This is a genomic window from Agromyces zhanjiangensis (genome assembly GCF_040496055.1).
GTDB lineage: Bacteria > Actinomycetota > Actinomycetes > Actinomycetales > Microbacteriaceae > Agromyces > Agromyces zhanjiangensis.
The window spans coordinates 475,330-488,286 of record NZ_JBEPKB010000003.1 but is presented as its reverse complement, the minus strand read 5'-3'; the positions used below and the strand labels follow the sequence as shown (position 1 = coordinate 488,286).

Sequence of the window (12,957 nt, the reverse complement as noted above, 5' to 3'; positions counted from 1 at the left end):
TAGCACTCCGGCATGGAGAGTGCTAAGACTTTGGACCCGTCGTTCGCCGAGGGCGATCATCCGGTCGGGTGCGCCGCGTTCGCAGGATGAGCCGGGTCATGGATGCCGCGGCACGAGCATGAGGCGGCTCATCCTGCATTCGCACCGCCTCGGCTCGAGAGAGCGACGGCATCCCCGTCGGTCAGGATGACGAGCCGCTGCGTCGCACGCGTCATCGCGACGTACCGGTCGACCGCGCCCTCGATCCCGTCGCCGAACCGCTCGGGCTCGACGAGCACGACGAGGTCGAACTCGAGCCCCTTCGCGAGCTCGGGCGTCAGCGAGCGCACCCGCGACGGCGCGTCCGCGGACACGGGCCTCGCGGTCGCGGCCACCGCGCCGGCCTCACCGATGACGGCGGCGATCCCGTCGGCGTTCGCGGCGAGCCATCCGTCGACGATCGACCCGAGCTCCGAGACCCGGGCGCGGGTCACCGGCACGCCGGTGCTGCGCACCGAGGTCGGCACGTTCGCGTCGGGGATCGCCGAGCGGATCACGGGCTCCGCCTCCGCCATGACCTCGGTCGGCGTGCGGTAGTTGATCGTCAGCGGCGCGACGTCGACGTCGCGGAAGCCGAGACGCCCGAGCCGCTCCTCCCACGACTCGGTGAACCCGTGCCGCGCCTGCGCGCGATCGCCCACGATCGTGAGGCTGCGCGACGGGCAGCGGCGCAGGAGCATCGTCCACTCGGCATCCGTCAGCTCCTGGGCCTCGTCGACGATGACATGGGCGAACGGGCCGGCGAGCTCGTCACGGTCGAGGGCGGGCAATTCGGCCTCGTCCACGAGCGAGACCGCGGCGTCGTCACCCCGCAGCATCGACATGAGCCCGAGCTCGCTGTCGTCGGCGCCGATCAGGTAGTCGACCACGTCGTCCATGCGCTGACGGCGACGGGCGAGCGCCGCCTCGCGCGCACGCCGGCGGGCGGATGCCTCGGGGTCGCCGATCCGCAGCCGGGCGGCGTCGAGGAACGGCAGGTCGGCCGTCGTCCACGCGCGCGCGTCGGCACGCTGCAGCGCGTCGACCTCGTCGGACGCGAGCCACGGGGCGCACCACCGGAGGTAGGCGGGAACCGACCACAGGTCGGCGACGACGCCCGCCGGGTCGAGCACGGGCCAGGCCCGACGGAACGCGGTCCGCAGCTCGGCGCTGCGGGCGAGCCAGGTGCGGACCTGCGCCGACGGGGCGTCCCGCTCGTCGACCTGCTCGACGAGGCGGTCGAGCAGGTCGCCCCACACCTCGTCGCGCGCCTCGTTGTGCGTGCTGCCCGGAGCGGCGGCATCGAACGCGAGTGCCCAGTCGCCCGCGGCGACGCGGATGTCGCACCACGGCGTCTCGACCAGCAGCTCCTCGCTCGGCGGCTCCTCGTAGTACCGGACCGCGCGCTCGACGGCGTCGACGAGCCGAGTCGAGGACTTCAACCGAAGGGAGACCGGGTCGGTCTCGACGGCGGCGGAGGCGCCATCCGGAACCAGGTCGCGGAGCGTGCAGGTCTGCACACCCTCCTCGCCGAGGCTCGGCAGCACGTCGGCGACATAGGCGAGGTACGGCTCGTGCGGACCCACGACGAGCAGCCCGCCGCGATGACCGCGGAGCCTCGGGTCCTCATAGAGGAGGTAGGCGGCGCGATGCAGCGCGACGACGGTCTTGCCCGTCCCCGGACCGCCGTCGACGACGAGCGCGCCGGCCGAGCCGGCGCGGATGATCGCGTCCTGGTCGGACTGGATGGTGCTCAGCACGTCGCGCATGCGCGGCGACCGGCTGCTGCCGAGGCTCGCGATGAACGCCGACTGGTCGTCGAGGGCGACGGCGGCAGCTCCGGCTCCGGCGTCGGCGTCGGCGTCGGCGTCGGCGTCGAATACGCCGGGCGTGAAGACCTCGTCCCAGTAGTCGGTGACGCGGCCCCGCGTCCAGCGGTAGCGGCGTCGGCTCGCCACCCCCATCGGGTCGGCGTGGGTCGCCGCGAAGTACGGCTCGGCGGCGGGCGCGCGCCAGTCGACCAGGAGGCGCCGACCGTCGCGGTCGGTGAGCCCGAGCCGTCCGATGTACACGGGCTCGGCGGACCGCGCCGCGCGCTCGGCACCGCCGGCACCGGCCGCGCCCGCCGTCGCGGGCACGATCCGGCCGAGGCACAGGTCGAGGCTGAATCGTCGGAGGGTCTTCAGGCGCGCGGCGAGGCGGTGCACCTCGAGGTCGCGCTCCAGCGCGGCGTGGCCGGAGCGGCCCGGGGCGCGGCGCACGCGGTCGAGGCGCGCGCCGAGGTCGGCGATCGCGTCGTCGAGGCTCTCGGCGATGCGGGCGAAGTGCGCATCGTCGTCCGCGATCAGGTCGGGGCCGGCCTTGACGGCGAGGCGGTCGGGCAGGTCGAAGGCAGTGCGGGTTCCGGCAGTGGTCACGGACGTGGGCTCCGATCGGTCGAGGCGGACCATTCTGCGCCCTGACCGGGGCCTTGTGGCAAGACGGGGGGTCGGCGATATCCTGGAAGCGGGAGGTCGGATCGGCCTCCCTTCTTCGTGCCTGCGGCGCTCATCGCGCCACTGCTCCAGTGACCGGATGTCACATCCGAGCGACCTGCCGGGTCGTATGTGTGAAGCCACTCACGACGAGCATCGATGAGCACCGACCGGGTCCGGGCGGGACGTATACGCAGGACGAGCCGAGCCGTGGGTCACCCGGCTCATCCTGCATACCCGCCAGGACGACCGCGACTCGCGGCTGTGCGGCCGCGCCGGCGCCCTCAGAACAGACGCCGCTGCGCGACGACCTCGGCGCCCTCGAGCTCGAGAAGCCGGCGCTTGCGCTCGAGCCCGCCGGCGTAGCCGGTGAGCGATCCGTCGGCGCCGACCACGCGGTGGCACGGCACGAGGATGCTGATCGGATTCCGCCCGACGGCCCCGCCGACGCGCCTGGCGAGGTTCCGGTCGCCGAGGCGGAGCGCGAGCTCGCCGTAGGTGACGGTCGAGCCGTACGGGATCTCGCGCAGCATCCCCCACACCGCCTGCTGGAAGTCGTCCCCCGTCGGCGCCAGCGGCAGGTCGAAGCGGATGCGGCGTCCCGCGAGGTACTCGTCGAGCTCGGCGCCGAGGCGGCTGAAGAGCTCGTCGCCCCGCGCGTCGACCTCGGTGCCGAGCGAGTCGGCGGCGGGCGGATGCCAGTGGCCCGGGAAGTACAGGCCGGCGAGCCCGTCGGCGTCGGCGTCGGCGACCACCAGCAGGTCGCCGAGCGACGTGCGGAGCGTGGCGTGGCGGCGGGGCATGCGTCGATTCTCGCGCGCTGCGCACCCGCCGGCGCGGAGATCGGTGGCGGGAATCGGACGTGACGGCGACGAGGCGCACCCCGTTGACGACCTGCGCGTCGCCGACGAGGCTGACCCCATGGCCGACTCCACCCTCGCCAACTGGCGCCGCGTCGACGACTACCTCGCCGCGACGCTCCTCGACGACGATCCCGCACTGACCGCCGCCCGCCGTGATTCCCTCGCCGCCGGCCTCCCCGCGATCGAGGTCACCCCGCTCGCCGGCAGGCTCCTCGAGCTGCTCGCCCGCATGACGGGGGCCCGACGGGTGCTCGAGATCGGCACGCTCGGCGGCTACTCGACGATCCACCTGGCCCGGGGCATCCGCCCTGACGGTGTCGTGGTGACGCTCGAGCTCGAGCAACGGCACGCCGACGTGGCCCGCGGCAACCTCGAGCGAGCGGATGTCGCGAGCCGCGTCGAGATCATCGTGGGCCGCGCCGCCGACACCCTGCCGCGTCTCGCCGAGCACCTCGCCCAACGCGGCCGCGCCGACGCGGGCGAGCCCTTCGACCTCGTCTTCATCGACGCCGACAAGGAGTCGAACGCGCTCTACCTCGACTGGGCGATCCGGCTGGGACGCCCCGGCACGGTCATCGTCGTCGACAACATCGGCCGCGGGGGCGAGGTCGCCGAGGCGGGCAGCGTCGACCCGATGGTGGTCGGCACGCGGCGCGGCCTCGAGCTGCTCGGCAGCGACCCGAGGGTGGATGCCACGGCGCTGCAGACCGTCGGCGCGAAGGGGTGGGACGGGCTGGCGATCGGGCTCGTGCGATAGCCGGGGTGCCTGGTCGCGCGTCGCGGCGCGGCGCGGCGCGTCTGCGGGATGACGCGCGCCATCCATCCTCGTGGGCGCCCATCACTCGCCTCATCCTGCATACTCGCCTCGCCGCACGGCGGGGTGGACACCTTGCACGGACTCGCCGCCGCCCGCGCCGACCCGGCCTACGCTGGCCGTGGAACCGACCGGGAGGGTGGTGAGTTCCATGACTGCGACGAAGCAGTGGAGCGTCACCGTCGACATCGACGAGCAAGAAGACAGCACCTGGGCGCACGTCAGCCTGCACACTCCAGCAGGGATGGACGTGACCGGCGACGGCCACGCGCAGCGCAATCCGCTCGATCCGAGCGTGCCCGAGATCGGCGACGAGCTCGCCGTGTCGCGCGCGCTGCGCAACCTCGCCGAGCGCATGCTGCACACCGCGGAGAAGGACATCCGCGGCGCGACGGGGCAGCCGGCGCACCTGCATCGGTAGGGCTGCCGCGCGGCGCCCCGCCGGATCCTCGACGTCGACGCGCGAGCGTCGTACGTTCGGGGCATGGCGATGGGACGATTCAAGCGCGGATGGCTCACCTTCATCAAGCACACGCTGAACCACGTCACGGCGGGCATGGCGCGCCGCGGCATCCCACCGTTCTCGATCGTGCGCACCGTCGGCCGGAAGAGCGGCCGCACGTACGAGACGCCGCTCATCCTGGCGCGCGTGCCGGGCGGCTTCGCCGCCGAGCTCACCTACGGCGACGAGGTGAACTGGTACCGCAACCTCATCGCCGCCGGCGGCGGCACGATCGTCTGGAAACGTCGCGAGGTCGTGGTCGGCGCTCCCGAGCCGATGGCGACGGATGCCGGCCTCCGGGCGTTCGGCCCGCCGGCCGAGTGGGTGCTGCGGCTGCTCGGCCGGCACGAATTCCGGATGCTGCGCGAGGCCGCTCCGGCTGAGCGGAGCTGAGCGCACCAGGCGCCTCGACGCCCAGCAGGGCGTCATACGCACGAAACATTCACGCGTTCTTGCATGAATCGCCGAATCAAGGTCGTCGGCACCGCACGATTCGAGTAAATCTCGCGATTCTTTCGCGCCGATTTGGCGCAGCCGCCGTCGAGCCGTGAGGCAATCTCGATTCACCGGCATCACCCGCCGGTCCTGACGCCTCACGACATCGAAAGGGAGTCCACCGTGACCACCAACATCCTCTGGCTCTCCGACCTCGGCCTCGACGACATCGGCAAGGTGGGCGGCAAGAACGCCTCACTCGGTGAACTCATCCACAACCTCGGCGCCGCCGGCGTGAACGTGCCCGAGGGGTTCGCGACCACGGCCGACGCGTTCCGCACCTTCCTCGCCCAGACCGGGCTCGAGGACCGGATCGCCGCGACCCTCCTCGGGCTCGACAGCTCCGACACGCTGGCCCTGGCCCGCGCCGGCCGCACCATCCGCGAGGACATCATCGCGACGCCCCTCCAGGACGAGCTCGAGGCCGAGATCCGCGACGCCTACGCGCGCCTCACCGAGGGCGAGGACCCGGCCGACCCGGTCTCGTGGGCCGTCCGCTCGAGCGCGACCGCCGAGGACCTGCCCGACGCCTCCTTCGCCGGCCAGCAGGAGACGTTCCTCAACATCCGCGGCATCGACCAGATCCTGCAGGCCGTGCACGAGGTCTTCGCGTCGCTCTACAACGACCGCGCGATCTCGTACCGCGTGCACCACGGCTTCGCGCACCTCGATGTCGCGCTGTCTGTGGGCATCCAGCGGATGGTGCGCAGCGACCTCGCCTCGTCGGGCGTGATGTTCACGATCGACACCGAGTCGGGCTTCTCGAACGCGGTGCTCATCACGTCGGCGTACGGGCTCGGCGAGGGCGTCGTGCAGGGCGCGGTGAACCCCGACGAGTTCGTCGTCTACAAGCCGGCGCTGAACGCGGGCCGCCCCGCCATCCTGAAGCGCACGGTCGGCGAGAAGGCCACGAAGATGATCTACACGAAGTCGAAGCACGTGGGCCGCACCGTCGAGTTCGTGCCGGTCACCCCGCCCGAGGCGCGACGCTTCAGCCTCAACGACGCCGAGATCGAGGAGCTCGCCCGCTACGCGGTCAGCATCGAGCAGCACTACGGCCGGCCGATGGACATCGAGTGGGCGAAGGACGGCGTCGACGGCCGCCTGTACATCGTGCAGGCCCGCCCCGAGACCGTGGTCGCCCGTCGCACGGGCCGCACCGAGCGGTTCGTCCTCGGCGAGCGCGGCACGGTCGTCACCGAGGGGCGCGCGATCGGCCACAAGATCGGGGCTGGCCCGGCGCGCGTGCTCTCATCGATCGAGGACATGCACGAGTTCAACCCCGGCGACGTGCTCGTGGCCGACATGACCGACCCCGACTGGGAGCCGGTGATGAAGATGGCGTCGGCGATCATCACCAACCGCGGCGGCCGCACCTGTCACGCGGCGATCATCGCCCGCGAACTCGGCGTGCCCGCCGTCGTCGGCACCGGCGACGGCACCTCGACCCTGGTCGAGGGTCAGCAGGTCACCGTCTCGTGCGGTGAGGGCGAGACGGGGTTCGTCTACGACGGCACGCTCGACTACTCGATCGAGTACACCGACCTCGGCGACCTCCCCGAGATCCCGACCTCGGTGATGATGAACGTCGGAACCCCCGAGCAGGCGTTCAACTTCGCGCAGACCCCGAACGACGGCATCGGACTGGCCCGCCTCGAGTTCGTCATCAACCGGCAGATCGGCATCCACCCGAAGGCGCTGCTCGACGTCGACGACCAGGCGCCCGAGGTGGCGACGGAGATCCGCAAGCGCATCGCGCCGTACGCCGGCGCGCGCGACTTCTTCGTCAAGCGCGTCGCCGAGGGTGTCTCGACGCTGGCGGCCGCGTTCGCGCCCGGCCCGGTGATCGTGCGGATGTCGGACTTCAAGTCGAACGAGTACGCCAACCTGATCGGCGGCGACCGGTACGAGCCCGACGAGGAGAACCCCATGCTCGGGTTCCGCGGGGCGTCGCGCTACGTGTCGCCGGGGTTCCGGGAGTGCTTCGACCTCGAGTGCCAGGCGCTGAAGTTCGTGCGCGACGAGATGGGCCTGACGAACGTGAAGATCATGATCCCGTTCGTCCGAACGATCGCCGAGGCCGAGGCCGTCATCGCGGCGCTCGCCGAGAACGGCCTGGTCCGCGGCCAGAACGGCCTGCAGGTCGTGATGATGTGCGAGGTGCCGAGCAACGCCGTGCTCGCGCACGAGTTCCTCAACCACTTCGACGGCTTCTCGATCGGCTCGAACGACCTCACCCAGCTCACCCTCGGCGTCGACCGCGACTCGGCCGAGATGGCCCGCGTCTTCGACGAGCGCGACCCCGCGGTGCTGAAGATGCTGAGCATGGCGATCGAGGCGTGCGTCTCGCGCGGCAAGTACGTCGGCATCTGCGGCCAGGGCCCGAGCGACCACCCCGACTTCGCCGAGTGGCTGATGTCGCAGGGCATCTCGTCGATCTCGCTCAACCCGGATACGGTCGTCGAGACCTGGCAGCGGCTCGGGCGGCTCGAGGCCGCGAAGCGGGAGGCCGCGCTGGTCTGAGCTCGTTCGGGACGCGCACTGGTGCGGGTCGTGCGGAGCCTCCTCCGCACGACCCGCACCGCTCCGCCCGTTCGAGCCTTGCGGCGCGGAGCCGGAGCGAGTAGCTTCCGGGCCGGAGGGTTCTGGGGGGGAGCCCGTTCGACGTGCCCACGGGCACGTCGGGCGAGCCGTGGACACAAGGGGGAGTCTCATGGCCAGCCGATCCAAGGGTGCTGACGCGCTCGGTCGACCCGAAGGCGAACGCTTCGAGGCGACGGTTCATCCGGGGGTTCAGGACGTCGCGCTCTCGCGCGTGGCCGACCTCGATCTCGACCGCATTCCGGATCCGCAGGGCGGAGTCCGCGTGCTCATCACCGCGGATGAGCTCGGAGAGCTCGTGCGTCGCGGGTACGAGGTGCGCGTGTTCCGAACGGTGCCGATCGCGCCGCTCGACCCCGGCCTGGTCCAGACGGATGACGAGGCTGAACGGTGGCTCGCGGAACGCGTCGCGGGCATTGCGCGAGAGGAGCAGAGCTGATGTACCGGACCGTCGCCCAACTCGACTCGCAGATGCAGTTCCTCGCGAACTGGTTCCCGTCGTACTTCACGCGGATCAAGCTGCCGGAGCCATCCGTGCAGGGCCGCCCGGTGTACGCGCTCCGCCTCCGCGCCGGAACCGGCCCGGAGCGTCGCGGCGTGCTGCTCGTCGGCGGCACCCACGCTCGCGAGCTCATGAACCCCGACGCGATCGTCGAACTCGCCGTCGACCTCTTCGTCAGCTACGCCACGAAGAAGGACCTCGTGTACGGCGGGAAGACGTGGCCGGCGTCCGACATCAAGCTGATCCTCGAGGCCCTCGACATCTGGATGGTGCCGTGCGCGAATCCCGACGGGCGCACGCATGTCCTGACGGTCGACGACATGTGGCGCAAGAACCGTGCGACGAACGCCGGCACGTCGTGCATGGGCGTGGACCTCAACCGGAACGCCGACTTCATGTGGGGCGTCACGGCGGGCCAGACGTCGTGCTCGCCGTGCGCCGATACGTATGTCGGGCCGAGCGCGTTCAGTGAGCCCGAGACACGGAACGTGAAGCATCTCCTCGACACGCATCGGATCGCGACGTTCGCCGACGTGCACTCGTACTCCGAACTCATCCTGTGGCCCTGGGGTCACGCCCCGACCCAGACGACCGACCCGAAGAAGCGCTTCACGACGCTCCCGAAGCCGAAGTGCAAGGGGATCCAGGTCGCGGGCTACCAGGAGTACATGTCGCCGCGCGACCTCCAGCGGTTCCAGACGGTCGGCGTCCGGATCCGCGACGCGATCGCGGCCGTTCGGGGGCGCACGTACACGAGTGAGCCGAGCGTCGGCCTCTATCCGACCACGGGCACCTGGAGCGACTACGTCTACAGCCGCCACATCGCCAGTTCGGCGCTGGACAAGACGTACGGGTTCACGTTCGAGACCGGGCCGTGGGTCGGGACCCCGGAGGAGTCCTTCCACCCGGCGGACCCGCGGCCGATCATCCGCGACGCCAAGTCCGGGATGGTGGCGTTGCTCCAGCAGAGCATCTGCGCCATCGAGCTCATCGGCATCCAGTTCTTCCGCGCTCAGACGGAGGTGAAGGCGCTCCAGAAGGTGCGGGACAAGCTCCTGTCGACGACGGACGCGGGCCGCGAGTGGATCTCGCTGTTCGAGCGCGTCCAGGCGCCCGCCCTCGTGGCCATGCTCGGCGACCGTGAACTGCTGTCGGAGACGGCGGAACTCGTCAAGCGCGCATCGGCCCTCACGAAGGACGACGCCGCGAAGTTGACGGACGACGAGGTGGACGCCGGGCTCAGGGTCGTGCGCAGACTCCGTTCGCGCACCGAAGACCCGGAGCTGCGCACGGACCTGCGTTCGATCGAGAAGCAGCTCGACGGCCTGCGAGGCACGGCCATGTCGAAGGCGGTCGAGCGGCTGATGGCGACGCCGCCGGGCGCGAAGGCCTCGGGCGGCCCGGGCAAGGGGAAGGGGAAGGGGAAGGCGGCGGCGCGAAGCTAGCGCGGAGTGCGTGACCGCGACGGTGCCAGACTGGCCCGATGCCGACCCGCAGCCGACGGCCTGATCGATCACGCCGCCCCCGCCGACCCGACGCGCTCAGCGTCATCCGCTCGATCGCCCGCACCTGTTCTGGGCGCGGAAGGGGTTCCGCATCGCGGTGCCCGACTGGGTGGCGAGCGAGCCGGCCGACAAGGATGCCGTCGTGATCGCGTCGGGCGCGGCCGAGATCCTGCTCGGCACGGCCGCGGTCGCCCTCCCCCGCGAGCGCCGGCGCGTCGGCCTCGCGATCGCGGCGTTCTTCGTGGCGGTGTTCCCGGGCAACGTCCACCACTGGCGCACCGGACGCTCAGTGCCGCTCATGCGGACCGACCGGGCGAGGTTCCTGCGGTTGTTCCTGCAGCCGGTGCTCGTGGCGTGGGCGCTGTGGAGCACGGCGCCGGACCACGCGACGCGTCGGTCGTAAATCTGTACAGCTTTCTGTACAGACTCGATATGATCAGGGCATGCAGCCCGTCCCGCTCGACGACCTCACCGGCACCCCCGTCGTGCCGGTCGCCGAGGCGCGCGCCGGATTGTCGCGCCTCCTCCGCGGGTTCCGTGCGCAGGGAGCCGAGGCCAAGCCGGTCGTCATCGGGTCGCATCGGAAGCCGGAGGCCGTGCTCCTGCCGTACGCCGCGCTGAGCGAACGCTCCTCCTCCGCCGCGCACCGACCCGAGCCCGTGCTCGACCTCCTCCACCGCCGCAAGCAACTCATCGAGCGCCTCGCCCGCGCGAATCGCATCGGCTCGGTGCAGGTGTTCGGCTCGGTCGCGCGCGGCGACGAAGCTCCCGTCAGCGACATCGACCTCCTCGTCGACCCCGACCCCGACGCCTCGCTGTTCGACCTCGCCCAGTTCGAACTCGACCTCGAGTTGCTGCTCGAGCGCCCCGTCGACGTCGTGTCGCGTCGCTCGCTCGACCCGGAGCGCGATCACGCCGTGCTGGCCGAGGCCATCGACCTGTGAGGCCGGCTGACCGCATCGACCGCTGGCTCGACGACCTCGCCGCGACGCTCGAGACCGCCTCGTCGCTCGTCGCCCGTGGGCGCGACGACTTCGACCGCGACCCCGCGATCCCCCTGGCCTTCGAGGCGCTGTCGAATCGTGTGGGCGATCTCGCGAAGCGCCTCGTCGCCGCCGATCCGTCACGCTTCAGCGACCCGCTCTGGTCGCAGGCGGCGCGCAACCGCGACTTCGTGGTCCACCACTACGACCGCGTCGACGCCGACGCGCTCTGGGTCACCGTCTCGCGCAGCTTCCCCGAGCTCGCGAGTCTCGTCGAGCTGGTACGCGACTGACCGACACACGCTGCGCCGCCGACGCGCTCGATGGATGCCGATGACGGCGCCCCCGCGCCATCCGCTTCACCTGCCGAGGTTCTTGAACACCTTCTCGGCGATCCGGTCCAGCTGCTTCGGCGTCAACCGCCCGTCGAACGCGCGCGCCTCCTTCGCGATCGCCGCGACCAGCTCCCGCCGCCCGCGCACCGCCTGCGAGCGCCAGTCGGGATCGACCGGCACCGGCCCCTTGCCCGGCACCCAGATCACGCCCGGCGCGTCGTTGATGATGCCGAACAAGATGTACACCCAGTACACGAACCGGTCGTCGATGCCCGTGAAGCGGTCGTTCCACTCGATCCGCTCGAAGATCGCCTTTAGATCGGGCATGACCCCGATGCGGTCGGTGGCCGGGTCGCCGCTGGGCGTGTTGAGCGACGACGACAGCCACGACCGCACGCTCCCCGGCGAGAACGGCTGCCCCTTCCGCGCCTTCCGCCAACTCTGCAGCAGCACCGCGGCGCCCGTGACGATCGGGCTCGCACCGGACGTGCCGCCGAACCCGCCGGTGTACGCCGTGGTCGAGGTGCCGGTCCATCCGTCGCCGGTGGTGTCGACGTTCTGGCCCCACGCGTAGCAGTCGACGCGGCCGCCGTGGTTCGAGAACGACAGCCGCGAGTGCGGCGCGGCGGATGACGCGGCGCCGACCATGATCGCCCCGGAGTCGCGGAAGTCGTCGTCGCCGACCTTCAGCAGGTGGCGGCCGGAGGCATCCGTCCAGTCGTCGAGGTCGTTGCCGCCGTTGCCGGCCGCCTCGACGACCACGATGCCGGCGTCGACCGCATCGCGGATGGCGTCGAACACCGCCTGCTCGACCTCGACCGGAAGGTACGACGTCGACGACCCGGCCGCGGTGGTCTGCGCCTCGAGCAGCAGCACGTCGCCGGGCGACATCGCGTCGGCCGCCGAGATGATGGCCGCCGCGGTGCTGTAGCTCGTCGACGTGCGGTACTGCGACACGACCCGAGCGGATGCCCCTGGCGCGACGCCCACGCCGCCCTTCGTGTTGTCGACCGAGACGACCTCGCCGAGCACCGCCGTGCCGTGCCCGTGGTACGCCTGGCTCACGCCCGAGATGATCGTGATGCCGGCCGCCGCGAGGTCCTCGTGGTTCAGCGTCCACCCCTGCTCGAGGTCGACGAACCCGATGCCCGAGCCATCCGTCGCACCCCAGGCCCACCGCGCGTCGATACCGTCGGGCGCGGCATCCAAGTACCCCTGGTTCCCGCTGCGCGGGTCGTCGCCCGCGTTCACCGGCGGCGGCGTCGGCCCGCCCTCGACGTAGGCGGTCTCGACGTCGTCGCGCGCATCGAGTTCCTTGGCGAGCTCGGCAGCGGATGCCTCGTCCCGCACCGTGATCGCCGCGTACCCGTCGAACCGGGCCCGCCGCCCCCGCCCGAGCCGCTCCCGCTCGTCGCGCCCGACCATCGGCTCGAGGTACGCCTCCCCGGCCACCCGCCGCTGGTACTCCGCGAGCACATCCCCGAGGTAGGCGACTGCATCGACCAGCTCGCGCCCGACGTCGTCCTCCTGCTCCCCCGCCCGCCGCTCACCCGGACGCTCCCTCAGCGCCCGCTCGCGCCGCGCCGCATCGGTGACCTTCACGACCACCCGCCGTTGCACCTCCGGCGCCTCGGCCGGGTCGAGCTCCTTGCCGTCGATCATGCCCATGATCCGCTCCCCTCCGTTGCGGATGGCGGTCGTGCGCGCACGTGCGCTGGGCGCCGCGCGCGGGCGGCCGGCCGATTTCGATGGTTACGAGGGGATCATGCGCCCGAGGTGGGGGCGGATGCATCGGGGTGGGCCCGGACCAGCGCCTGGTCCCCGATGAGAAACATTAGCCACTGGCTAACTTTTGGGGTAGAATC

Annotated in this window: 12 protein-coding genes; 9 read left to right on the top strand and 3 right to left on the bottom strand. The window is 71.5% G+C overall.

The window, feature by feature from the left end:
- Positions 1 to 128: 128 nt before the first annotated feature.
- Together helR and ABME02_RS08595 are read right to left on the bottom strand one after the other, a co-directional pair.
- Positions 129 to 2,435 (bottom strand): RNA polymerase recycling motor ATPase HelR, encoded by a 2,307-nt coding sequence (gene helR, locus ABME02_RS08600; RefSeq protein ID WP_353814867.1) that lies wholly within the window; start codon positions 2,433 to 2,435, stop codon positions 129 to 131.
- A gap of 341 nt (positions 2,436 to 2,776) precedes the next feature.
- Positions 2,777 to 3,295, bottom strand: a complete 519-nt coding sequence (locus ABME02_RS08595; protein WP_353814866.1) for a methylated-DNA--[protein]-cysteine S-methyltransferase — start codon at positions 3,293 to 3,295, stop codon at positions 2,777 to 2,779.
- Between the two features lie 118 nt (positions 3,296 to 3,413).
- On the opposite strand from ABME02_RS08595, the gene ABME02_RS08590 reads away from it, so the two are divergent.
- The 9 genes from ABME02_RS08590 (at position 3,414) to ABME02_RS08550 (ending at position 11,050) form a co-directional block, all read left to right on the top strand.
- A complete protein-coding gene (locus tag ABME02_RS08590; RefSeq protein WP_353814865.1) occupies positions 3,414 to 4,112 on the top strand; it encodes an O-methyltransferase in 699 nt (232 codons plus the stop codon).
- A gap of 208 nt (positions 4,113 to 4,320) precedes the next feature.
- Positions 4,321 to 4,590: a DUF1876 domain-containing protein gene (locus ABME02_RS08585; protein ID WP_353814864.1), complete on the top strand. Its 270-nt coding sequence runs from the start codon at positions 4,321 to 4,323 to the stop codon at positions 4,588 to 4,590.
- Positions 4,591 to 4,653: 63 nt separating this feature from the next.
- Positions 4,654 to 5,064, top strand: a complete 411-nt coding sequence (locus ABME02_RS08580; RefSeq protein WP_353814863.1) for a PNPOx family protein — start codon at positions 4,654 to 4,656, stop codon at positions 5,062 to 5,064.
- A 225-nt stretch (positions 5,065 to 5,289) separates the two neighbouring features.
- A complete protein-coding gene (gene ppsA, locus ABME02_RS08575) occupies positions 5,290 to 7,689 on the top strand; it encodes a phosphoenolpyruvate synthase (RefSeq protein ID WP_353814862.1) in 2,400 nt (799 codons plus the stop codon).
- 190 nt (positions 7,690 to 7,879) lie between these two features.
- A complete protein-coding gene (locus ABME02_RS08570; RefSeq protein WP_353814861.1) occupies positions 7,880 to 8,206 on the top strand; it encodes a hypothetical protein in 327 nt (108 codons plus the stop codon).
- A complete protein-coding gene (locus tag ABME02_RS08565) occupies positions 8,206 to 9,714 on the top strand; it encodes a M14 family zinc carboxypeptidase (protein WP_353814860.1) in 1,509 nt (502 codons plus the stop codon). The genes ABME02_RS08570 and ABME02_RS08565 overlap by 1 nt, the downstream gene beginning before the upstream one ends.
- Before the next feature lie 67 nt (positions 9,715 to 9,781).
- Positions 9,782 to 10,177, top strand: coding sequence for a DoxX family protein (locus ABME02_RS08560; protein ID WP_436408252.1), 396 nt, complete (start codon positions 9,782 to 9,784; stop codon positions 10,175 to 10,177).
- 40 nt (positions 10,178 to 10,217) lie between these two features.
- Positions 10,218 to 10,718, top strand: coding sequence for a nucleotidyltransferase domain-containing protein (locus ABME02_RS08555; protein ID WP_353814859.1), 501 nt, complete (start codon positions 10,218 to 10,220; stop codon positions 10,716 to 10,718).
- A complete protein-coding gene (locus ABME02_RS08550) occupies positions 10,715 to 11,050 on the top strand; it encodes a HepT-like ribonuclease domain-containing protein (RefSeq protein ID WP_353814858.1) in 336 nt (111 codons plus the stop codon). Before ABME02_RS08555 ends, ABME02_RS08550 begins: the two co-directional genes overlap by 4 nt.
- Positions 11,051 to 11,116: 66 nt before the next feature.
- On the opposite strand, the gene ABME02_RS08545 is transcribed toward ABME02_RS08550, so the two are convergent.
- A complete protein-coding gene (locus tag ABME02_RS08545; protein WP_353814857.1) occupies positions 11,117 to 12,760 on the bottom strand; it encodes a S8 family peptidase in 1,644 nt (547 codons plus the stop codon).
- Positions 12,761 to 12,957: the final 197 nt, after the last annotated feature.